The organism is Nocardia harenae NBRC 108248 (assembly GCF_001612885.1).
Classification (GTDB): domain Bacteria; phylum Actinomycetota; class Actinomycetes; order Mycobacteriales; family Mycobacteriaceae; genus Nocardia; species Nocardia harenae.
Window position 1 is genome coordinate 273,089 of sequence record NZ_BDBH01000007.1, and the last position, 19,891, is coordinate 292,979.

At 72.0% G+C, this 19,891-nt stretch carries 19 protein-coding genes; 12 read left to right on the forward strand and 7 right to left on the reverse strand.

Annotated elements, in window-relative coordinates; all coding sequences use genetic code 11:
• Positions 1-25: 25 nt before the first annotated feature.
• The 10 genes from NH2_RS30200 to NH2_RS16920 all read left to right on the forward strand — a co-directional run bounded on the left by NH2_RS30200 (position 26) and on the right by NH2_RS16920 (position 11,092).
• Positions 26-388 (forward strand): hypothetical protein, encoded by a 363-nt coding sequence (locus NH2_RS30200; protein WP_067654606.1) that lies wholly within the window; start codon positions 26-28, stop codon positions 386-388.
• Between the two features lie 95 nt (positions 389-483).
• A complete protein-coding gene (locus NH2_RS30315; RefSeq protein WP_439951753.1) occupies positions 484-594 on the forward strand; it encodes an Ms4533A family Cys-rich leader peptide in 111 nt (36 codons plus the stop codon).
• A gap of 156 nt (positions 595-750) precedes the next feature.
• Positions 751-1,809 (forward strand): sulfate ABC transporter substrate-binding protein, encoded by a 1,059-nt coding sequence (locus NH2_RS16885; protein WP_067654608.1) that lies wholly within the window; start codon positions 751-753, stop codon positions 1,807-1,809.
• Positions 1,810-1,998: 189 nt separating this feature from the next.
• Positions 1,999-2,847 (forward strand): sulfate ABC transporter permease subunit CysT, encoded by an 849-nt coding sequence (cysT, locus tag NH2_RS16890; RefSeq protein WP_067655731.1) that lies wholly within the window; start codon positions 1,999-2,001, stop codon positions 2,845-2,847.
• Positions 2,844-3,650, forward strand: coding sequence for a sulfate ABC transporter permease subunit CysW (gene cysW / locus NH2_RS16895; RefSeq protein ID WP_067654610.1), 807 nt, complete (start codon positions 2,844-2,846; stop codon positions 3,648-3,650). The genes cysT and cysW overlap by 4 nt, the downstream gene beginning before the upstream one ends.
• Positions 3,647-4,636, forward strand: a complete 990-nt coding sequence (locus NH2_RS16900) for a sulfate/molybdate ABC transporter ATP-binding protein (protein WP_067654612.1) — start codon at positions 3,647-3,649, stop codon at positions 4,634-4,636. Before cysW ends, NH2_RS16900 begins: the two co-directional genes overlap by 4 nt.
• 237 nt (positions 4,637-4,873) lie before the next feature.
• On the forward strand, positions 4,874-5,878 hold the full coding sequence (locus NH2_RS16905; protein ID WP_067654614.1) for an AurF N-oxygenase family protein: 1,005 nt from the start codon (positions 4,874-4,876) through the stop codon (positions 5,876-5,878).
• 1 nt (position 5,879) lies between these two features.
• Positions 5,880-7,472 carry an FAD-dependent oxidoreductase gene (locus tag NH2_RS16910; protein WP_067654616.1) on the forward strand — a complete coding sequence of 531 codons (1,593 nt, stop codon included), beginning with the start codon at positions 5,880-5,882 and terminating at the stop codon, positions 7,470-7,472.
• Positions 7,473-8,076: 604 nt separating this feature from the next.
• A complete protein-coding gene (locus NH2_RS29530) occupies positions 8,077-10,155 on the forward strand; it encodes an Hsp70 family protein (RefSeq protein ID WP_157103821.1) in 2,079 nt (692 codons plus the stop codon).
• Between the two features lie 139 nt (positions 10,156-10,294).
• Positions 10,295-11,092, forward strand: coding sequence for an HAD family hydrolase (locus NH2_RS16920; RefSeq protein WP_067654620.1), 798 nt, complete (start codon positions 10,295-10,297; stop codon positions 11,090-11,092).
• Positions 11,093-11,095: 3 nt separating this feature from the next.
• Here NH2_RS16920 and NH2_RS16925 read toward each other — a convergent pair whose 3' ends face one another.
• On the reverse strand, positions 11,096-11,500 hold the full coding sequence (locus NH2_RS16925) for a VOC family protein (RefSeq protein WP_067655734.1): 405 nt from the start codon (positions 11,498-11,500) through the stop codon (positions 11,096-11,098).
• Between the two features lie 93 nt (positions 11,501-11,593).
• Here NH2_RS16925 and NH2_RS16930 point away from each other — a divergent pair, with 93 nt between their 5' ends.
• Positions 11,594-12,550, forward strand: coding sequence for a helix-turn-helix transcriptional regulator (locus tag NH2_RS16930; RefSeq protein ID WP_067654622.1), 957 nt, complete (start codon positions 11,594-11,596; stop codon positions 12,548-12,550).
• Here the strand turns inward: NH2_RS16930 and NH2_RS16935 are convergent.
• Positions 12,523-13,200 carry an SGNH/GDSL hydrolase family protein gene (locus tag NH2_RS16935; protein WP_067654624.1) on the reverse strand — a complete coding sequence of 226 codons (678 nt, stop codon included), beginning with the start codon at positions 13,198-13,200 and terminating at the stop codon, positions 12,523-12,525. The two genes, NH2_RS16930 and NH2_RS16935, sit on opposite strands and share 28 nt — an antisense overlap.
• Before the next feature lie 102 nt (positions 13,201-13,302).
• Here NH2_RS16935 and NH2_RS16940 point away from each other — a divergent pair, with 102 nt between their 5' ends.
• Positions 13,303-13,911: a TetR/AcrR family transcriptional regulator gene (locus NH2_RS16940; protein WP_067655737.1), complete on the forward strand. Its 609-nt coding sequence runs from the start codon at positions 13,303-13,305 to the stop codon at positions 13,909-13,911.
• Positions 13,912-14,044: 133 nt separating this feature from the next.
• On the opposite strand, the gene NH2_RS16945 is transcribed toward NH2_RS16940, so the two are convergent.
• The 5 genes from NH2_RS16945 to NH2_RS16965 are packed head-to-tail and all read right to left on the reverse strand — an operon-like array spanning position 14,045 to position 19,756.
• Complete coding sequence (locus NH2_RS16945) at positions 14,045-14,929, reverse strand: sirohydrochlorin chelatase (RefSeq protein ID WP_067654626.1); 885 nt, start codon at positions 14,927-14,929, stop codon at positions 14,045-14,047.
• 1 nt (position 14,930) lies between these two features.
• Positions 14,931-16,253, reverse strand: coding sequence for a sulfate adenylyltransferase subunit 1 (locus tag NH2_RS16950; RefSeq protein WP_067654628.1), 1,323 nt, complete (start codon positions 16,251-16,253; stop codon positions 14,931-14,933).
• Positions 16,253-17,203, reverse strand: coding sequence for a sulfate adenylyltransferase subunit CysD (gene cysD / locus NH2_RS16955; protein WP_067654630.1), 951 nt, complete (start codon positions 17,201-17,203; stop codon positions 16,253-16,255). Before cysD ends, NH2_RS16950 begins: the two co-directional genes overlap by 1 nt.
• Positions 17,182-17,898, reverse strand: coding sequence for a phosphoadenylyl-sulfate reductase (locus tag NH2_RS16960; protein ID WP_067654632.1), 717 nt, complete (start codon positions 17,896-17,898; stop codon positions 17,182-17,184). Before NH2_RS16960 ends, cysD begins: the two co-directional genes overlap by 22 nt.
• Positions 17,899-17,932: 34 nt before the next feature.
• Entirely contained in the window at positions 17,933-19,756 is a 1,824-nt protein-coding gene (locus NH2_RS16965) for a nitrite/sulfite reductase (protein ID WP_067654634.1), read from the reverse strand.
• Positions 19,757-19,891 lie beyond the last annotated feature (135 nt).

Genomic DNA, 19,891 nt, shown 5'->3' on the forward strand with positions numbered 1-19,891 from the left:
CGGCGGTGACCACTAGGGTGGGGGCGTGGAGCAGATCGCAGGCTGGTGGGACGGGTTCGAACTCTGGGTGGCGGGGTTGCCGTTCATCCCGCAGTTCCTCGTCGTGCTGCTCGGCATGGTGCCGATCAGCGTCGCCATCGCCACGGGGCTGGACCGCACGTTGCGCGCGGTGCTGCACCTGCTCGGCCGGGATCGCACCCCGGAGCCGGGGGAGACCCCGGGCGCGTCCGCCCCGGCCGACCGCTCCGCCGCCCTCGCCGACCCGTCCCCCGCGCCCGGGGCTTCGCCCGGTGCCGCGGGCGGCACCGCACCGATCGTCGCCGCCGGACAGGCCGGGTTCGTCGGGCCGCCGCTGGCCACCGCTGCGGGCCCGGCGGGGGTGCGCTGATGCCGCGCTCGCGGGTACAGCTGGCCCTGGTCGCGCTGCTGGTGCTGATCGTGGTCGCCTGGCTGCTGGCCCGCTAGCGGTCCCCTGAGCTGTCGATGCTCTGCTACAGTCAGCCCGTGTCCCCGAGTGCCGTCCCGCTGGTCCGCCATGAGTTGGCGTTGATCGCTGTCGGCAATCTCGCGGTCGCCGATATCCTCTGTCGGTGAGCTGCGGGGTCACCGTCGCGTCCGTTCGATGAACCGGCGCGCATCCGGCGACGGGGCTCCGAGAATCAGCGGATCGTTCCGCGATCCGGCGCGTCGTTTCGGATGTCCGCCGCACCCCAGCAACCGTCGCGGTGGATCACACAGGAAGGTCCAGCGATGTCTCGCAGGTCGTTGTTCGCCGGTCGTACCCGGTCCCGTCGCAAGCCGCTCGCGGTCGCCCTCACGGCGCTCGCCGCCGTCGCGCTCACCGCCTGCGGCGGCGGCGCGAGTGATTCCACCGACGGCGGTGGCGCCGACGGCAGCGGTGGCACGCTGAACCTCTACGCCTACGCGGTGCCGAAGCCCGGCTTCGACAAGGTGATTCCCGAGTTCAACAAGACCGACGCGGGCACGGGCGTGCAGGTCCAGCAGTCCTACGGCGCCTCCGGCGACCAGTCCCGCAAGGTCAAGGACGGCGCCGCCGCCGACGTGGTGAACTTCTCGGTGGAGCCCGACATCACTCGGCTGGTCGACGCCGGGCTGGTCGACGCGAGCTGGAACGCAGGCGCCGACAAGGGCATCCCGTTCGGCTCCGTGGTCGCCATCGTGGTGCGCGAGGGCAACCCCAAGGGCATCAGGGACTGGGACGACCTGCTGAAGCCGGGCGTCGAGGTGGTCACCCCGAACCCGTTCAGCTCGGGCTCGGCCAAGTGGAACCTGCTCGCCCCGTACGCCGCCAAGTCCGATGGCGGCAAAAATCCGCAGGCCGGGCTGGACTACCTCGCCCAGCTGGTCTCGCCGGAGCATGTGAAGGTGCAGCCGAAGTCCGGTCGCGAGGCCACCGAGACCTTCCTGCAGGGCACCGGTGACGTGCTGCTCAGCTACGAGAACGAGGCCATCTTCTCGGAGCGCAACGGCGACCGGATCGAGCACGTGATCCCCCCGGTCACCTTCAAGATCGAGAACCCGATCGCGGTGCTGAAGAATAGCCCGAACCTGGAGAAGGCCAAGGCGTTCCGCGACTTCCAGTTCACCACCGAGGGCCAGCGTGCCTGGGGCGCGGCCGGCTTCCGCCCGGTCGACCCGGCGGTCTTCGCCGAGTTCGAGGCCGACTTCCCGGCCCCGCAGAAGGAGTGGACGATCGCCGACCTCGGCGGCTGGAAGGCCGTCGACAAGGATCTGTTCACGGCGGACACCGGCAAGGTCGCGGTCATCTACGACAACGCGACCAAGTGACGGCGTGACTCGGAGCACACGGGATACTGATCGATCGTGACCGAGAGCAGTGCATCCGGAGCCGGGCGCGAGCCCGGCTCCGGTGTTCCCGAGAGTGAACCCGCCGCCGCGGCGAAGCAGGCCGATGTCGCGGAGGCCGCCGCGCCGGTTCCCGAGCCGGTCGCGGCGCCCGCCGCGCCCGGCCCTGCCGTGATCACCGCCCCCGCACCCGCGAAGCCGCGCCGGGACCTCTCCTGGCTGAAGGTGACCGGGTCGGTGGGGCCGCTCGGCATCGGCACCGCGGTGCTGTGGCTGAGCATCATCGTGGTGCTGCCGCTGGCCGCGCTCACCGTGACCTCCTTCGAGGACGGCTGGTCCGGCTTCTGGGACGCCGTCACCGCCCCCGCCGCGCTGGATTCGCTGCGCATCACCGTGCTCGTCTCGGTGATCGTCGCGGTGCTCAACGTGGTGATGGGCACGCTGGTGGCCTGGGTCCTCGTCCGCGACGACTTCCGCGGCAAGGGGGTGGTCAACGCGCTCATCGACCTGCCCTTCGCGCTGCCGACCATCGTGGCCAGCATCGTGCTGCTCTCGCTGTACGGTCCGGAGAGCCCGGTCGACATCCACCTCAACGCCACCCAGCCCGGCCTGGTGGTGGCGCTGGCCTTCGTGACGCTGCCCTTCGTGGTGCGCGCGGTGCAGCCGGTGCTCATCGAGGCCGACCGCGAGGTGGAGCAGGCCGCGCTCTCGCTCGGGGCGAGCAACTGGACCACCTTCCGCCGGATCGTGCTCCCCACACTCACCCCCGCGGTGCTCAGCGGTGGCGGCCTCGCCTTCGCCCGCGCCATCGGCGAGTACGGCTCGGTGGTGCTGATCGGCGGCAATATCCCGCGCAAGACCGAGATGGCGTCGCAGTACATCCAGAAGCAGATCGAGATCGACCGGCAGGTGAACGCGGCCGCGGTGTCGGTGGCGCTGCTGGCGATCTCCTTCGTGTCCCTGCTCGTGCTCCGGCTGCTGGCCGAGCGCAGCTCCCGGCGGGAGGCGGCGAGCCGATGAAACTCTCCCTTCCGGCCCGGCTCTCGCTGCGCGTGATCGCGCTCGGCTACCTCTTCGTGCTGCTGGTGCTGCCGCTGCTGGTCATTCTCTGGCGCACCTTCGAGCGCGGTATCGGGGCGTTCTTCGAATCGGTGACCACCCCCGCCGCGATCTCGGCGTTCCAGCTCTCGCTGATCATCCTGGCGATCGTGGTGCCGGTGAACGTCGTCTTCGGCATCGTCACCGCGCTGGCGCTGGTGCGCAGCAAGTTCCCCGGGCGCAGCCTGGTGCAGGGCATCGTCGACCTGCCGTTCGCGGTCTCGCCGGTGGTGGTCGGCGTCTCGCTGATCCTGCTCTGGGGCGTCGGCGGCTGGTTCAGCGGGCTGGCGAACGTCGGCATCACCGTCATCTTCGCGCTGCCGGGCATGGTGATCGCGACCATCTTCGTGACGCTGCCGTTCGTGGTGCGCGAGGTGGAGCCGGTGCTCCGCGAGATCGGCGACGAGCAGGAGCAGGCGGCGGCCACGCTCGGCGCCAGCGGCTGGCAGACCTTCTGGCGGATCACGCTGCCCGCCATCCGCTGGGGGCTGACCTACGGCGTCGTGCTCACCGTCGCCCGCTCGCTCGGCGAGTTCGGCGCGGTGATCATGGTCTCCTCCGCGCTGCCCGGCAAGTCGCTCACCCTGACCCTGCTGGTGCACGGCCGATACATCAACGACCACAACGTGTTCGGCGCCTACTCCGCCGCCACCGTGCTGATGGGGCTCGCCCTGATCACCCTGCTGCTCATGACCCTCCTCGACCGCAAGCGGAGCTCCCGATGACGATCACCGTGACCAACGCGAACAAGCACTACGGCACGTTCGCCGCACTGGACGACGTCACGCTGGAGATTCCCGCGGGCGAGCTCACCGCGCTGCTCGGCCCCTCCGGCTCCGGCAAGTCGACGCTGCTGCGCGCGATCGCCGGGCTGGAGTCGCTGGACTCCGGCGTCGTGGTGATCGCCGACCGCGACGTCACCCGGGTGCCGCCGCAGAAGCGCGATATCGGCTTCGTGTTCCAGCACTACGCGGCGTTCAAGCACATGACCGTGCGAGACAACGTGGCCTTCGGGCTCACCATTCGCAAGCGGCCGAAGCCGGAGATCGCCAAGCGGGTGGACGAGCTGCTCGGGATCGTCGGGCTGGACGGTTTCCAGCACCGCTACCCCGCGCAGCTCTCCGGCGGCCAGCGGCAGCGCATGGCGCTGGCCCGCGCGCTCGCGGTGGATCCGCAGGTGCTGCTGCTGGACGAGCCGTTCGGCGCGCTCGACGCCAAGGTCCGCGCCGACCTGCGCAAGTGGCTGCGCCGGCTGCACGAGGAGGTGCACGTGACCACGGTGCTGGTCACGCACGACCAGGAGGAGGCGCTGGACGTCGCCGACCGGATCGCGGTCATGAACAAGGGCCGGATCGAACAGGTCGGCAGCCCGGAGGACGTCTACGACCGCCCCGCGAACGAGTTCGTCATGTCCTTCCTCGGCGAGGTGGCGCGGCTCAACGGCCACCTGGTGCGCCCGCACGACATCCGGGTCGGCCGGGATCCGAGCATGGCGCAGGCCGAGCACGAGGGCACCGCGGAGTCCTCCGGCGTCACCCGCGCCACCGTCGAGCGCGTGGTCCGCCTCGGCTTCGAGGTCCGCGTCGAGCTCAAGAACGCCGCCACCGGCGATCTCTTCGCCGCCCAGGTCACCAGGGGCGACGCCGAGGCGCTGCGTCTCGCCGACGGCGAGACCGTCTACGTCCGGGCAACCAGAATCCCGGAGGTCTAGCCGAAATAATCCTCGCCTCCAAGGGGGCGAGTATTACGAGCCCCGTTCGCGGCCCGTCTCGCCGCCGAGCACTCGAAGCGCATGCGGCAAAGCCGCGAGTCTCGAGTGCTCGGCGGCGAGACTTCTCGGGGCCGCGAACACGTCCGGCAGAGCCGGACAAATTCGTATTTGACGTTACCTGGTGTAGGTGTAACCATGGGGAACAGGTAAAGCCGACTACGAGAGGCAGTGACGACGATGTCGACAGCCGAGAAGCCCTTCGCGGATTCCGACCTCGCGCGAGCCAAGGAGTACGCCGCGAAGCTGCTGCTGCTGTCGGAGGGCTCGGTCAACAAGAACTTCGATCCCTTCGAAGACATCGACTGGGACAACCCGGACTTCGCCGCGGACGCGGGCGAGGAGCGCTGGATCCTGCCGCCCTCGGCCGACCCGCTCGGCAGGCACCCCTGGTACACCTCGCTCCCGAAGGAGCGGCAGATCGAGATCGGCAAGTACCGCCAGGCGAATGTCGCCAAGGTCGGGCTGCAGTTCGAGGCCATCCTGATCAGCGGCATGATGCAGCACGTCTTCGGGCTGCCGAACGGCTCGCCGGAGTTCCGCTACTGCTCCCACGAGATGATCGAGGAGCACAACCACACCCTGATGTTCCAGGAGATGGTGAACCGGATCGGTGTCGACGTGCCGGGCATGGGCCCGCTGGTGCGCCAGCTGCGGCACCTCGCGGTGCCGGTCGCGGTGAACTTCCCGAATCTGTTCTTCATGGCGGTGCTGGCCGGCGAGGAGCCGATCGACCACATCCAGAAGGACATCCTGCGCTCCACCGACGACATTCATCCGATCATGCGCGGCGTGATGGCGATCCACGTCGCCGAGGAGGCGCGGCACATCTCCTTCGCGCACGAGTTCCTGGAGCAGCACGTGCCGGAGCGCAGTGCCCGGCAGCGCTTCGTGCTCTCGCTGGCCATGCCGCTGATCATGTGGATCCTCGGCCGCGCCATCGCGACCCCGCCGCGCAGCTTCTTCGACGAGTTCGACGTGCCCGACGAGGTGCGCAAGGAGCTGTTCTACGGCTCCGACGAGGCCAAGCATGTCTTCGCCGACTACTTCGGCGACGTCCGGATGCTGGCCGAGAAGATCGGCATGATGAACCCGATCTCCCGGCGGCTGTGGAAGGCGCTCGGCATCGACGGCCACGTCACCCGGTTCCGCTCCGAGCCGCTGCGCCTGGTGAAGACCGCCTGATATGCCCTACGTCGTCACCCAGTCCTGCTGCAGCGACGCCTCCTGCGTCTACGCCTGCCCGGTGAACTGCATCCACCCGACGCCGGACGAGCCGGACTTCGCCACCGCGGAGATGCTCTACGTCGACCCGGCCGCCTGCGTCGACTGCGGCGCCTGCGCCTCGGCCTGCCCGGTGGATGCCATCACCTCCAGCAAGAAGCTGACGCAGGAGCAGCAGCCGTTCATCGAGATCAACGCGGATTTCTACCGCCAGCCCCGGCCGCGCCCGCTGCTGGCGCGGCCGGTGCCTGCCGCGCGGATCGAGACCGAGCGCGGCCCGCTGCGGGTGGCGATCGTCGGCTCCGGCCCGTCCGCCATGTACGCCGCGGACGAGCTGCTCACCCAGCCGGACGTCGCGGTGACGGTGCTCGACCGGCTGCCGGTGCCGTACGGCCTGGCCAGGCACGGCGTCGCGCCGGACCACGGCAGGACGCGGCAGGTCAGCGCGCTCTTCGACGTGATCTCCGCGCAGCCGGGCTTCGGCTCGTACCTGAACGTGGAGATCGGCGCCGACATCGCCCCGGACGAGCTGCGCGACCACTTCCACGCGGTGATCTACGCCGTCGGCGCCGCCACCGACCGCAAGCTCGGGATTCCGGGGGAGGGGCTGCCCGGCACCGTCTCCGCCACCGATTTCGTCGCCTGGTACAACGGCCACCCCGACCACGCGCACGCCGGGTTCGACCTGGACCGGAAGCGCGCCGTGATCGTCGGCAACGGCAATGTGGCGCTGGACGTCGCGCGGATCCTCACCGCCGACCCGGAGACGCTCGCAGGCACCGATATCGCGCCGTACGCGCTGCGCGCGCTGCGCGAGAGCACGATCGAGGAGGTGGTGGTGCTCGGCAGGCGCGGCCCGGCCGAGTCCGCCTTCACCGTTCCCGAGTTCGTCGGGCTGCTCGGTGCCGATGTGGACATCGTGGTCGAGGGCGAGCTGCCGCCGGTCACGGCCGAGCTGCCGTACCGGGTCGAGCAGAAGCTGCGGCTGCTGCACGAGGTGGCGAAACGCCCGGTCGGCTCGCGGCGGCGGATCACCTTCCGCTACCTCGCCGCGCCGACCGCGATCCTCGGCGCCGACCGGGTCACCGGGCTGGAGCTCGCCCGCACCGTGCTGACGGCCGGCGCGGACGGCCGGGTGGCCGCAGTGCCGACCGGCGAGGTCGAGCGGATCGATGCCGGGCTGGTGCTGACCTCGGTCGGGTACCGGGGGGTCGCGGTGCCGGGGCTGCCCTTCGACGAGGCGCGCGGAGTGGTGCCGAACGAGGCGGGGCGGGTGCTCGCCGAACCGGGCGGGGCGCCGGTCACCGGCAGCTACGTCACCGGCTGGATCAAGCGCGGCCCGACCGGATTCATCGGCACCAACAAGTCGTGCGCGCAGGAGACGGTGCGGCAGCTCGCGGCGGATTTCAATGCCGGGCTGCTCGGCACGCCGCCGCGCGGCGCGGACGAGTTCGACCGGCTGGTCCGGCTGCGGGCGCCGCGGGTGCGGCCCGGCGGCGCGGCGCTGCCCGCGACCAAGAGGTCCCGGTTCCGGAGCCTGCTGACGCAGGGCTGATCGGGCGAGGTCCGCATTCCGTGGCGGGCAACGTGCGCGGTTCGGCCGCGACTTCCGGGCGATTTGCCGGTTTCCGTGGCCTGATATGTCGATTCGGTGACGAAAATCGCCAGATCCCGGGCGTCCGGCGTACGATCGGCAATGGGTCAGCTACTCCCCCCGGGAGCTGGCCCGCATCGCGGTTCGAACCCCCCTGCGAGCCGCGCTTCGAGTAGGCGCCGCCGGACTTCCCCCCAGGTCCGGCGGCGCCGCTTTCGTATATGGCTACCTAATGGCTACCAACCGGTCGGGTCATGGCCGCGGGCGGGTTCTCCTGTCGGCCTCTTCGATCGCTGAGAGGTAGCCGGTTGTCATCCGACACGCTCGAATCAGAAAACGAGCCGACCGGTCCGAATACCCTCTCCGCTGCGGTTTTGCCTTATAGCACGAACCGGTCGGCCTAAAAATGCGCTGCTTCATATCAATTCGGCATGTGTTCGGACTCGGAACAGCTAATCTGTAGTGGCTGTTTGGAAGACGACCGCGGCCACACGGGCATCCGTTGTGCTGGACGTGGTCACGGTGCGTTGACGGGATGGCGATGACTACTGGCGTGGGTATCTGCATGGGTTCGGCGACCTCGGTGACGGCCTCGGTCACCACCGGGCAACCGCGGCCGTCGGTGCGGATGCGGCGCACGACGGTCTCCTTCGACAGCCGCGGCACCGCCGGGATCGGCGCGCCGGGCGTCGCGCGGGTCGGGGCGGGCACCGAGATCAGCGGTCCAGCAGCAAATTTCGCCGACCTCACCGCCGAGACCGAGCCGATCGTGGTCGGCGGGCGGCTGTGGACACCGGCCGCGCTGGTAGCCGCGCTGACCGGTGACCTCGTGCGCGCGGAGCCGCCGGGGGCCGGGGTGGTCCTCGCGCACCCCGCCGTCTACGGCGCCGACGAGGTCGCCCTGCTGGCGCAGGCGCTCGACCTCGCCGGGGCCGGGCATGTGCTCCCGGTGCCGGAGCCGGTGGCCGCCGCCGAGTGGCTGGAGTGCGAGACCGGGCCGCTGACAGCGGGTTTCGTGCTCGTCTATGACCTCGGCGCGACCAGCCTCGACCTCGGGATCGTCCGGGTGGGGGCGGACTGGCCGGACCACCCGCTCATCGGAACGCCCGTGCGCTCGCGGCATTTCGGCGGGGAGCCGCTGGGCGCGGTGATCGCCGAGCAGGCCTACCGCAGGCCGGGCGCGCCCGGCATGCGCGGGCTGGATACCGAAGGGCTGCGGGCGGAACACATCCGGGCGAGCTTCCCGCTGGTTCGGGAGTGCCTGGCGGGCAGCGGGCTCGACCGCTCGGAGTTCACCCGGATTCTGCTGGTCGGCGGCGCGGCGCGGCCGCCGGAGGTCGCGCGGACGCTCGGTGAGCTCGGGCTGCCGGTGCTGCGCGGCGCCGATCCGGGGCACACCGTCGCGCTGGGTGCCGCGCACTTCGCGGCGCGCACGCTGGCGCCGCCTGCGCGGCGGGCCGAGCCCGTCGCGCACGTCGGGGTGTTCTCCAGCGCGGCACTGGTATCCGCGCTGGCCATGTCGGCCGCGACGGTGTTCGGCGGGCCCGCGCCGCAGTCGGCGCCCGGGTTGGAGCGGTTTCCGGGGGCGGAGGGGCAGTTCGGGGTCGGGCAGGGGATCGCGCGGGTGCCGGTCGCCGGGGTCGCGCCGGTCCCCGGCGGCGGGATGGCGGCGGGCGGGGTGGCGATCGCCTTCGGTGCGCCGGGTGCGGCGGGTGCGCCGGGTTCGGCGGCGTCGCCGGTTCGGGTGTTCGGGCCGCCGCTCGCGCCGGTCGCCAGGGGCGGGCGGGGCGGGGATGGCGCGCCGCGGGTGGCGCCGAGTACCGGGACCTATACGAACCCGGCGCGGTTCACCAATCCGCTGCCGTTCCTGGAGCGCTTCGGTTTCAGCACGGACGTGCGGGATGGGGTCGGCCCGGGGCACACCGCGGTCGACCCGGTCGGATCGCCGGTCGGGGAGGCCGCGGATGGTCAGGCACCGAGCGGAGTGAACGCTGTCGCCGCGGGGACGTCGGGAGCTGGTCCGGCAGGTACCGGTGCGCCCGCGGGTGCGGGTGGCGGTGGGGTGTCCGGTGGCGGCGGTGCCTCGGGTGGCGGCGACGGCGTGTCCGGTGGTGCCGGTCCGTCCAGCGGTGCTGGTGCGTCCGGTGGTGCTGGTGCGTCCGGCGGTGGTGGTGCGTCCGGCGACGGCGGTGGTTCGGGCGGTGGTGGTGCGGCCGGCGGTGATGGCGCGGCCGGCGGTGGTGGCGCGGGTAGCGGCGGCGGTGCCTCGGGTGGCGGCGCCGGCGGTGATGGCGCTGGTGGTGCGGCCGATGCGGGCTCGGGTGGCGGCTCGGGCAACGGCGGCTCGGGCCCGGGTGGTGGCGCGGGCAATGCGGGCGCCGGTGGAACGGGCGGCGGCTCGGGCCGCGATGGTTCGAACGCCGGCGGCTCCGACAGCGCTGGGTCGGGCGGCCGGTCCGATAGGTCCGGCCAGGGCGGCGGCTCCGGCAAGGGCGGCAGAAACGGGGACGGCTCCGGCGCCTCGAACTCCGCCGGCTCTGGCGGTTCCAGCGGCGCGGGCGGCAAGGGCGGTTCCGGCGGCAAGGGCGGCTCGGGCGGCTCGGGCGGTTCCGGCGGCTCGGGCGGAAAAGGCTCCGACCGGTAACAACCGGTCGGACGCCGCCGGACTACTCCGGCGGCCGACCCGGCCACCCGCGGCGCCCACCCGAGGTGGGTCCGGTCCAGCACCGGATCGACGAGGGAAAACTTCGGGCGCGCCCGGGTGGCCGGGGCAGAATGGAGGGGTGGACGCTACCGGGGGAGAACCGCGCCTGATCGCGCTCGACGTCGACGGCACCCTGCTGAAGTCCGGCTCGCCGGTGAGCCGCCGGGTCGTCGACGCGGTGCGCGCCGCCGTGGCCGCGGGCGCGCACGTCGTCGTGACCACCGGCCGCTCCATGCTCGCCGCGGCGCCGGTCTTCGCCGAGCTCGGCCTGCTGGAGGGCCACGCGCTCTGCTCCAACGGTGCCGTGCACCTGGACGTCGCCCGCGGCGAGGCGCTCGCGGTCGCCGATTTCGACCCGCTGCCCGCCATCACCGCACTGCGCGCGGGGGCGCCGGAGATGGTGCTCGCGGTGGAGAAGGTCGGGATCGGCATGTGGGTCACCGGCGACGGCCCGAGCGATTACCCGCTCGGGCACGTCCGGGTGGTCGACCACGACCTGCTCGGCAGCGAGCACACGCCCCGGCTCAGCGGCTGGTGGCCCGGCGGCACCGACGAGCAGCTGGCGGAGCTGCTGCGCGAGTTCGACGTGCCGGGCACCGCCTGGATCCACGGCGACTTCGGCCCCTGGCTCACCGTCTCCAGGCACGGCGTCTCCAAGGGCTGGGCGCTGGAGCGGCTGCGGCAGACCCTCGAGGTGCCGCCGGAGGCCACCCTCGCCATCGGCGACCACCTCAACGACCGGGAGATGCTGGCCTGGGCCGGGCGCTCGGTCGCCATGGCCAATGCCCCCGCCGAGATCAGGGCGGCCGCCGACGAGGTGACCGCCGACGTGCTCGACGACGGCGTCGCCCTCGTGCTCGAGCGCTGGTTCCGCTGACCGCTACGCCGGCCCGGTCTTCGCCAGGATCTCCGCGTAGTGCGGATTGCTCATCACCCCGAGCACATTGCCGAACGGGTCCACCACCGAGGCGGTGACGAAGCCCTCGCCGCGCGGGGTGATCGGGTCGTAGAGCGTGGCGCCCAGCTCCAGCAGCCGGTCCACCGTCGCCTCCAGGTCGGTGACGGCCCAGTTGGCGATGGCCCCGCCGGGCCCGTCGGCGGCTCCGGCCGGTTCGTAGGCGCGGTTCACGATGCCGAACTCGGCCTGGTAGTCGCCGATCCGCCACTCGTAGTAGCCGCCCGCGACGGCGTAGTAGGGCTCGATGCCGAGGAACTCGGTGTACCAGGCCCTGGCCGCCTCCAGGTCGTCGGCGTAGAAGGTGAGCGTCGCCAGTCCGCGCAGCATGTCGGTCTCCTCGGGTCGGGATTCGGTGTCGGTTTCCATCCTCGACGGCGAAGTGCTCATCTGCTGCGCACTTTTCCGGGGAGAATCGCAAGTATGCGAGCGGACCGATTGGTGGCCGTGCTGCTGCTCATGCAGACGCGCGGCCGGGTGACGGCGGCCGAGGTCGCCGCCGAGCTGGAGATCTCGGTGGCGACCGCCCGGCGCGACCTGGAGGCGCTCGGCCGGGCCGGGGTGCCGGTGTACCCGCAGCCGGGGCGGGGCGGCGGCTGGCAGCTGGTCGGCGGCGCCCGCACCGACCTCACCGGCCTCACCGCGGGGGAAGCGCGGGCGCTGTTCCTGCTGGCCGGGCCCGCCGCCGGCGCAGTGCCGGAGGGACGATCGGCGCTCCGCAAGCTGGTCCGCGCGCTGCCACAGACCTTCCGCGGCGCGGCCGCGGCCGCCGCCGACTCGGTACTGCTCGACCCGGCGGGCTGGGGCGCGCACGCCACCGTGACCCCTCCGCTGGTCGCCGCGGTGCAGGACGCGGTGATCCGGCGCGACCGGCTGCGCCTCGAGTACCGGAGCCGGGGCAGGCAGAGCACCCGGCTGGTGGACCCGCTGAGCCTGGTCGACAAGGACGGCACCTGGTATCTCATCGCCGGGACCGACCGCGGCCGCCGCACCTTCCGGCTGGACCGGGCGACCGCGGCCGAGCCGACCGGCGAGACCTTCGAGCGGCCCGCCGATTTCGACCCGGCGGCGGCCTGGCGCGACGTGGTCGGCGCCATGGAGCGCCGCCGCGCCGCCGAGGGCGCCACCGTGCTGGTCGCCGCGCACCTGGTGCCGGTGCTGGCCGAACAGCAGGGCAGGCACTGCACGGTCATCGGCCCCGCCGCCGACGGCCGGGTGCGAGTGCGGATCACCGCCCCGACCCCGCGGATGATCGCCCAGCAGCTGGCGGGCTGGGGCACCGAACTCGAGGTGCTGGAGCCGGACTCGGTCCGCGCCGAGCTCGGCCGGATCGGCGCCGAGCTGGTGGCCCGCTACCGCGGCACCGCCTCCAGCTCCTGAGCCAGCCGCTGCACCACGGCCGAGGCCAGCGCGGCCTGTCCGCTCATGGAGAAGTGGATGAGGTCGGCGCTCATCAGGTCGGGGCGCAGCCGGATGGGGTGCGGCCACAGCTCCAGCAGCACCGCGTCGTAGCGCGCCGCCACCGCCCGGATGACGTCGTTGAACGCCGCCATCCGCTCGCGCATGCCGCGCATGGCCCGCATCTGCTCGCGGTCCCAGACATCGGTCAGGGTGAAGGTCGAGATCGGCGTTCCGCGCACCGCGAAGGCCGCGAAGAGCGTGTCCAGGGTGGCATGCGTGGCCGCGAGATCCGGCTCCGGCACGAAGAGGTCGTTCCCGCCGCACACGATGTGCACCAGGTCGGGCTCGAAGGCGAGCGCGGTGTCCAGCTGCTCGGCCAGCACCTCGGCGCTGGTGGCGCCGGTGCGCCCGGTGTTCAGGTAGGCCAGCTCCGGCCGTGCCAGGCGCAGCGCCTCCGCCACCCGATCGGCCCAGCCCACGTTCCGGTACCCGGGGGTCGGGTCGCCGATGCCCTTCGCGATGGAGTCCCCGACTACCGCGAAGCGGTGCCAGGGCGCGTCGGCGAGCAGCGCGGCCGCGGTCTCCGCGGTGAGCAGCGCGGGGTCGTCGGCTTCGGTGAAGGTCTGCATGGAGGGCTCCGTCCCGGAAGAGAAAACAACACGAACGATCGTGCGTGAAATGACAGTACGACCGTTCGTGCTTTCGAGCAAGAGGTGTCGCACAATGGGGTCGTGAACTACGACCCGCCCGCCGAGCCGGCGCCGCCCGCCACCGACGGTAGGCGCGCCAAGGGCGATCGGGCCCGCGCCGCCATCGCGCGCCGCGCGGCGGATATCGCCTCGCTGGAGGGGCTCACCGGGCTCAGCCTGGCCCGGGTCGCGGACGAGCTCGGACTCAGCAAGAGCGGCGTCGCCACCCTCTTCGGTACCAAGGAGGCGCTGCAGCAGGCCGCCGTCGCCGCCGCCCGCGCGGTCTTCGTGGAGAACGTGGTGCGGCCCGCGCTGGCGCACCCCCGCGGTGCGGAGCGGGTGCGCGCCCTGATCGACGGCTGGTTCGCCTTCGTCACCGAGCCGGTGCTTCGCGGCGGTTGCTTCCGGGTAGCCACCCTCGCCGAGTTCGACGGGCGGCCAGGGCCGGTGCGCGATGCCGTCGCCGCCGACCACCACGAGTGGCTGAGCTTCCTCGCTCGCCAGATCGGGCACCTGCACCCGGACACCGAGCCCGATCTCCTCGCCTTCCAGCTGGATGCCCTGGTCGCCGCCGCCAATACCGCCAACCAGCTCGGCGACGCGGCGAGCGTCGCCGCCGCCCGCACCCTGGTGGACCGGCTCATCGGCTGACCGCGCAGCTGAGAGGGTTGGCGGAGGACCGATGCGTTGCTCGGTGGCGTCGTCATGCGCGTGGTGATCGCCGCCGCCACCATCGGCCCGCGGCTCGGCGCCGCGGATCGCGTCGGGATTGCGCGCCGACGGCTCAGGCGGAGAGGCGGTGCCGTTCCGCGCTTGCCGCGTCGTAGCGGTCCCAGATCAGCTCGGTGAGCGCCGGGTGCGCACCCAGCGCCGCGGCGTGCGTCAGCTCCGGCGCCGCGACCGCGATCCGGTCGGTGAGCAGGCCGGGGGCCAGGAAGTACGGCGCGACGACGATGCGCCGGACGCCGCGGGCGAGTAGCCGCGCGCGCGCGATCTCGACGCCGGGATCGGCGGTGGCGAAGCACAGTTCGGTGCGCAGCCCGGTGCGCGCTGCGAACTCCTCCGCGACCAGCCGGGTGCGCGCATTGGCCGCCGCCGAGGAGGCGCCGACCGCCGCGACGATCACGCCCACCGGCAAGCGCTCGCCGTGCGCCGAAGCGACCGGCAGTTGCTCGGCTGATGCCGGCCCGACCGGCTGCGACGGACCGGTGCCGCCGGTCGCGGTGCTCGGCCGCGGGTGACCGCCGAGTTCTCGCCGGACTGCGGGCGCGCTGTCCAGCGCTTCCCGCACGCGCTCGGCGAGCGCGTCGATCAGCCGCGTATCCGGCCCGAGCACATCGGCCTGGTCGATGCGCAGCAGCGGGTGCCGCGCCCGTGCCTCGGCCAGCAGCCCCGGCAGATCCACCCGGGCGTGAAAAGCGCTGCCGAGCAGCAGCGGAACGACCACCGCGTGCCGGTGCCCCGCGCCGGCGACGGCGTCGAGCACCCGCTCCACCGACGGCGCGGTGAGATCGAGGAACGCGACCCGCACCGGCCGCGACGGCCGAGCGGCCGCGACCGCATCGAGTACCGTGCGCACCGTCGCCGCCGAGCGCGGATCCCGGCTCCCGTGCCCGACCCCGATCAGCACCGGCGCCGCGGCACCGGCCGGTCCGGGCCGACGCGCCACCTCAGACCCCGGCACCGACCTCGACTGCGGTGAGCACGTCGCCGACCAGCCCGGCCGCGAGCGTGTTCCCATTGGCCGGGTCGATGAGCAGGAAGCTGCCGGTGTGCCGGTTCGCCCGATAGTCGTCGGCCGGGATCGGCTCGGCGACCCGCACCGAGATCCGGCCGATGTCGTTGAGCGCCAGCGTCTCCGGCACGGGGTCGGCGGCCAGCCGCTGCTCGTCGAAGCGCTCCACCAGCGCGCCGACGATCGCCTGCGTGGTCTTGGTGCCGTGCTTGAGCAGCAGCCGGGCGCCTGCCCGCAGCGGCTTGTCGCCGAGCCAGCACACCGTCGCCTCGAAGTCGTCGATCGGCTCCGGCGCGTCCGCGACGGCGGCGATGATGTCGCCGCGCGAAATATCCACGTCGTCGCTGAGGATCAGCGTGACGCTGCGGCCGGTCTGCGCCACCGCGAGCTCGCCCGCGGGGGTGTCGATCCGCTCCACCGTGCTGCGCACCCCGGAGGGCAGCACCACGATCTCGTCGCCCGGCGCCACCGAACCGGCGGCGATCTGCCCCGCGTAGCCGCGGTAGTCCGGGTACTCGGCGGTGCGCGGCCGGATCACGTATTGCACCGGGAAGCGCAGCCCGAGCGAGTGCGACCCGGTGCTGTCGGCGTCCACCGGCACCGACTCCAGGTGCTCGATCAGGGAGGGGCCGTCGTAGTACGGAGTGCCCGTCGAGCGGGTCGCGATATTGTCGCCGTGCAGCGCGGAGACCGGGATCTCCAGCACGTCCTCCGGCGCCCAGCCGAGCGCGCCGGTGAGCGCGTTGAACTCGGCGGAGATCCGCGCGAACACCTCGGCCGCGTCGTCCACCAGGTCGATCTTGTTCACCGCGAGCACCAGCTTCGGCACGCCGAGCAGCGCCAGCACCGCCGCGTGCCTGCGGGTCTGCTCGATCACGCCCTTGCGCGCGTCGACCAGCAGGATCACCAGCTGCGCGGTGGAGGCGCCGGAGACGGTGTTGCGGGTGTACTGCACGTGCCCGGGGGTGTCGGCGAGCACGAAGGAGCGCTTGGGCGTGGCGAAGTAGCGGTACGCCACATCGATGGTGATGCCCTGCTCGCGCTCCGCGCGCAACCCGTCGACCAGCAGCGACAGATCCGGCGTCGCCAGCCCGCGGTCCACCGAGGCCCGGGTGACGGCATCGATCTGATCGGCCAGCACCGACTTGGTGTCGTACAGCAACCGCCCGACCAGCGTGGACTTGCCGTCGTCCACCGAGCCGGCGGTCGCGAGCCGGAGCAGCTGAGCCGGTGGCTCGATCGGCGCCGTGTCGGCCATCAGAAGTAACCCTCTCGCTTGCGGTCTTCCATCGCGGCCTCGGAGACCCGGTCGTCGCCGCGGGTGGCTCCGCGCTCGGTCAGCCGGGAGGCGGCGACCTCGGCCAGGATGGCCTCGTTGGTCGCGGCCTCGGAGAGCACCGCGCCGGTGGAGGAGCCGTCGCCCACGGTGCGGTACCGCACCGCCCTGGTCTCCAGCACCTCGCCGTCGCGCGGGCCGCCCCACACGCCCGGCGTCATCCACATGCCGTCGCGCTGGAACACCGGGCGCTGGTGCGTGTAGTAGATGCTCGCGAGATCGACATCCTCGCGCGCGATGTATCGCCAGATGTCGAGCTCGGTCCAGTTGCTCAGCGGGAACACCCGGACGTGCTCGCCCGCCGCGTGCCTGCCGTTGTACAGATTCCACAGCTCGGGGCGCTGCCGCTTCGGATCCCACTGGCCGAAGGCGTTGCGCAGCGAGAAGATCCGCTCCTTGGCGCGCGAGCGCTCCTCGTCCCTGCGGCCGCCGCCGAAGACCGCGTCGAAGCGGTTCTCGGTGATGGCGTCGAGCAGCGGGACCGTCTGCAGCGGGTTGCGGATGCCGTCGGGGCGCTCGGTGAGCCTGCCGTCGGCCAGGTACTCCTCGACGCTCGCCACGTGCAGCCGCAGCCCGTGCCGCTCGACGATCCGGTCCCGGAATTCCAGCACCTCCGGCAGGTTGTGCCCGGTGTCGACGTGCAGCAGCGCGAAGGGCAGCGGCGCGGGCCAGAATGCCTTGAGCGCCAGGTGCAGCAGCACCGTGGAGTCCTTGCCGCCGGAGAAGAGGATCACCGGCCGCTCGAACTCGCCCGCGACCTCGCGGAAGATGTGGATCGCCTCCGACTCCAATGCGTCGAGGGTGTCGAAATCGCTGAGCCCGAGGGAACGCTCGGTACGAATCGTGTCGGTCATGAGGCGTGCAACCCGCATTCGGTCTTGGCGGAGCCGGCCCAGCGGCCGCTTCGCGGATCGGAACCCGGCTCCGGCTTCCGCGTGCACGGAGCGCAGCCGATGGACGGATATCCCTCCTCCACCAGGGGATTGACGAGGATGCCGTGCGCCTCGATGTAGGCCTGCATCTCGTCGTCGGACCACGGGGCGATCGGGTTGATCTTCACCAGCCCGAAGCCCTCGTCGTAGGAGACCAGCGGGGCGTTGGCGCGGGTCGGCGCCTCCACCCGGCGAATGCCGGTCACCCAGGCGTTGTAGCCGCTCAGCGAGCGCCGCAGCGGCACCACCTTGCGCAGCCGGCAGCACTCCGCGGCATCGCGCGCGAACAGATCGCGCCCGAGCAGTTCGTCCTGCTCGGCGACGCTTCGCTCCGGGCGCACGTTCACCACGTTCACCCCGTACACTGCCTCGACCGCGTCCCTGGTGCCGATCGTCTCGGCGAAGTGGTACCCGGTGTCGAGGAAGAGCACGTCCACCCCGGACCGCACCTGTGCGGCCAGGTGCACCAGCACGCCGTCCTGCATGTTCGACGCGACGATGTAGCCGGCGCCGAAGGTCTCGTCGGTCCAGCGCAGCAGGTCGGTCGCCGAGGCGCCGACGAGGTCGGCGGCGCCCCGCTCGGCGATCGAGCGCAGCTCGTCCTCGGAGAGCTTCTCCGTCAGTCCCGTTGTCATCGCTGATCTCCCCTCAGCAGTGCCGTCCGCCCCGTCATCGGAGGTCGGCTTCCTCGGCGCGGACGGCCCACTGGGCGAACCGTTCGCCTTCCGTGCGGTGTTTGACGAAATTGCGCACCACCCGCTCGACGTAGTCGCCCAGTTCACCGGTGGTCACCTTGTGCTGCCGCAGCTTGCGGCCGAACGCGCTGTCCAGCCCGAGGCTGCCGCCGAGGTGTACCTGGAAGCCCTCGACCTGGTTGCCTTCGCCGTCGTCGACGAGCTGGCCCTTGAAGCCGATATCGGCGATCTGGGAGCGGGCGCACGAGTTCGGGCAGCCGTTGATATTGATCGTGATCGGCACGTCCAGCCCCGCGTTCAGGTCGGCGAGCCGCTGCTCCAGCTCCGGGACCAGCGCCTGCGAGCGCTTGCGGGTCTCGGCGAAGGAGAGCTTGCAGAACTCGATCCCGCTGCAGGCCATGAGGTTCCGCCGCCACACCGACGGCCGCGCCTGCAACCCGAGCGGCTCCAGCTCCGCGATCAGCGCCTCGACCTGCTCGTCCGGCACATCGAGCACGATGAGCTTCTGGTACGGCGTGAACCGGATCCGGTCCGAGCCCGCCCTTTCGGCGGCCGCGGCGACCTTGGTCAGGATCGTGCCGGAGACCCGGCCCGCGATGGGGGAGAAGCCGACGGCGTTGCGGCCGTTGCGCAGCTTCTGTACGCCCACGTGGTCGATCGGCTTGGTCGGCTGCGCCGGGGCCGGGCCGTCGATCAGCTTGCGCTTCAGGTACTCGTCCTCCAGCACCTGGCGGAACTTCTCGATGCCCCAGTCCTTGATCAGGAACTTGAGCCGCGCCTTGGTGCGCAGCCGCCGGTAGCCGTAGTCGCGGAAGATCGAGACCACGCCCTCCCAGACGTCCGGCACCTCGTCCAGCGGCACCCACACGCCGACCCGCTGCGCCAGCATCGGGTTGGTCGAGAGCCCGCCGCCGACCCAGAGGTCGAGGCCGGGGCCGTGCTCGGGGTGGTTCACCCCGATGAAGGCGACGTCGTTGATCTCGTGCACCACGTCCTGCTGGCCGGAGATCGCCGTCTTGAACTTGCGCGGCAGGTTGGAGTACTCCTTCTTGCCGATGTAGCGGCGCACGATCTCGTCGATCGCCGGAGTGGGGTCGATGATCTCGTCCAGCGACTCACCGGCCAGCGGCGAGCCGAGCACCACGCGCGGGCAGTCGCCGCAGGCCTCGGTGGTCTTGAGCCCAACGCCCTCGATCCGCTTCCAGATCTCCGGGACGTTCTCCACCTCGATCCAGTGGTACTGCACGTTCTCCCGGTCGGAGAGGTCGGCGGTGTCCCTGGCGAACTCGGTGGAGATCTCACCGAGGGTGCGCAGCTGCGCGACGTTCAGCGCGCCCGCGTCGCAGCGGATGCGCATCATGAAGTACTTGGCTTCGAGGATGTCGATGTTCTCATCGCCGGTCCAGGTGCCGTCGTAGCCCTGCTCGCGCTGGGTGTAGAGGCCCCACCAGCGGAACCGGCCGCGCAGGTCGCCCTTGTCGATCCCGTCGAAGCCGGTCTTGCTGTAGATGTTCTCGATCCGCGCCCGCACGTTCAGCGGGTTGTCGTCCTTCTTGGACTGCTCGTTCGGGTTGAGCGGCTCGCGGTAGCCGAGCGCCCATTGGCCCTCGGCCCGGCGGCGGGTCGGCTTGCCGGTGCGGGCGCGCGGCGCGGCATCGGCGGCGGCCGCCGCGCGCGGCCGGTCCGGGCGGACCCGGCGCTCGGCGGCCGGGCGCTCCGGCCTGCGCCGGGCGGGCGCGGCCGCCTCGGTCGCGGCGGCGGAGTTCTCGCCGGGGCCGGCGTCGGTGCTCGACGTCATGAATCGCTCCTGCTGGATCTGAGTGGTACGTCCGTGCTGAACGCGCGAGAAACGTCACTCGCGCAGGGCGGCGCTCCGCGTCGATCGGGCGGAACCGAAAGGGTGGATTCGACGTTTCACCGGGGCTGTCGGGAG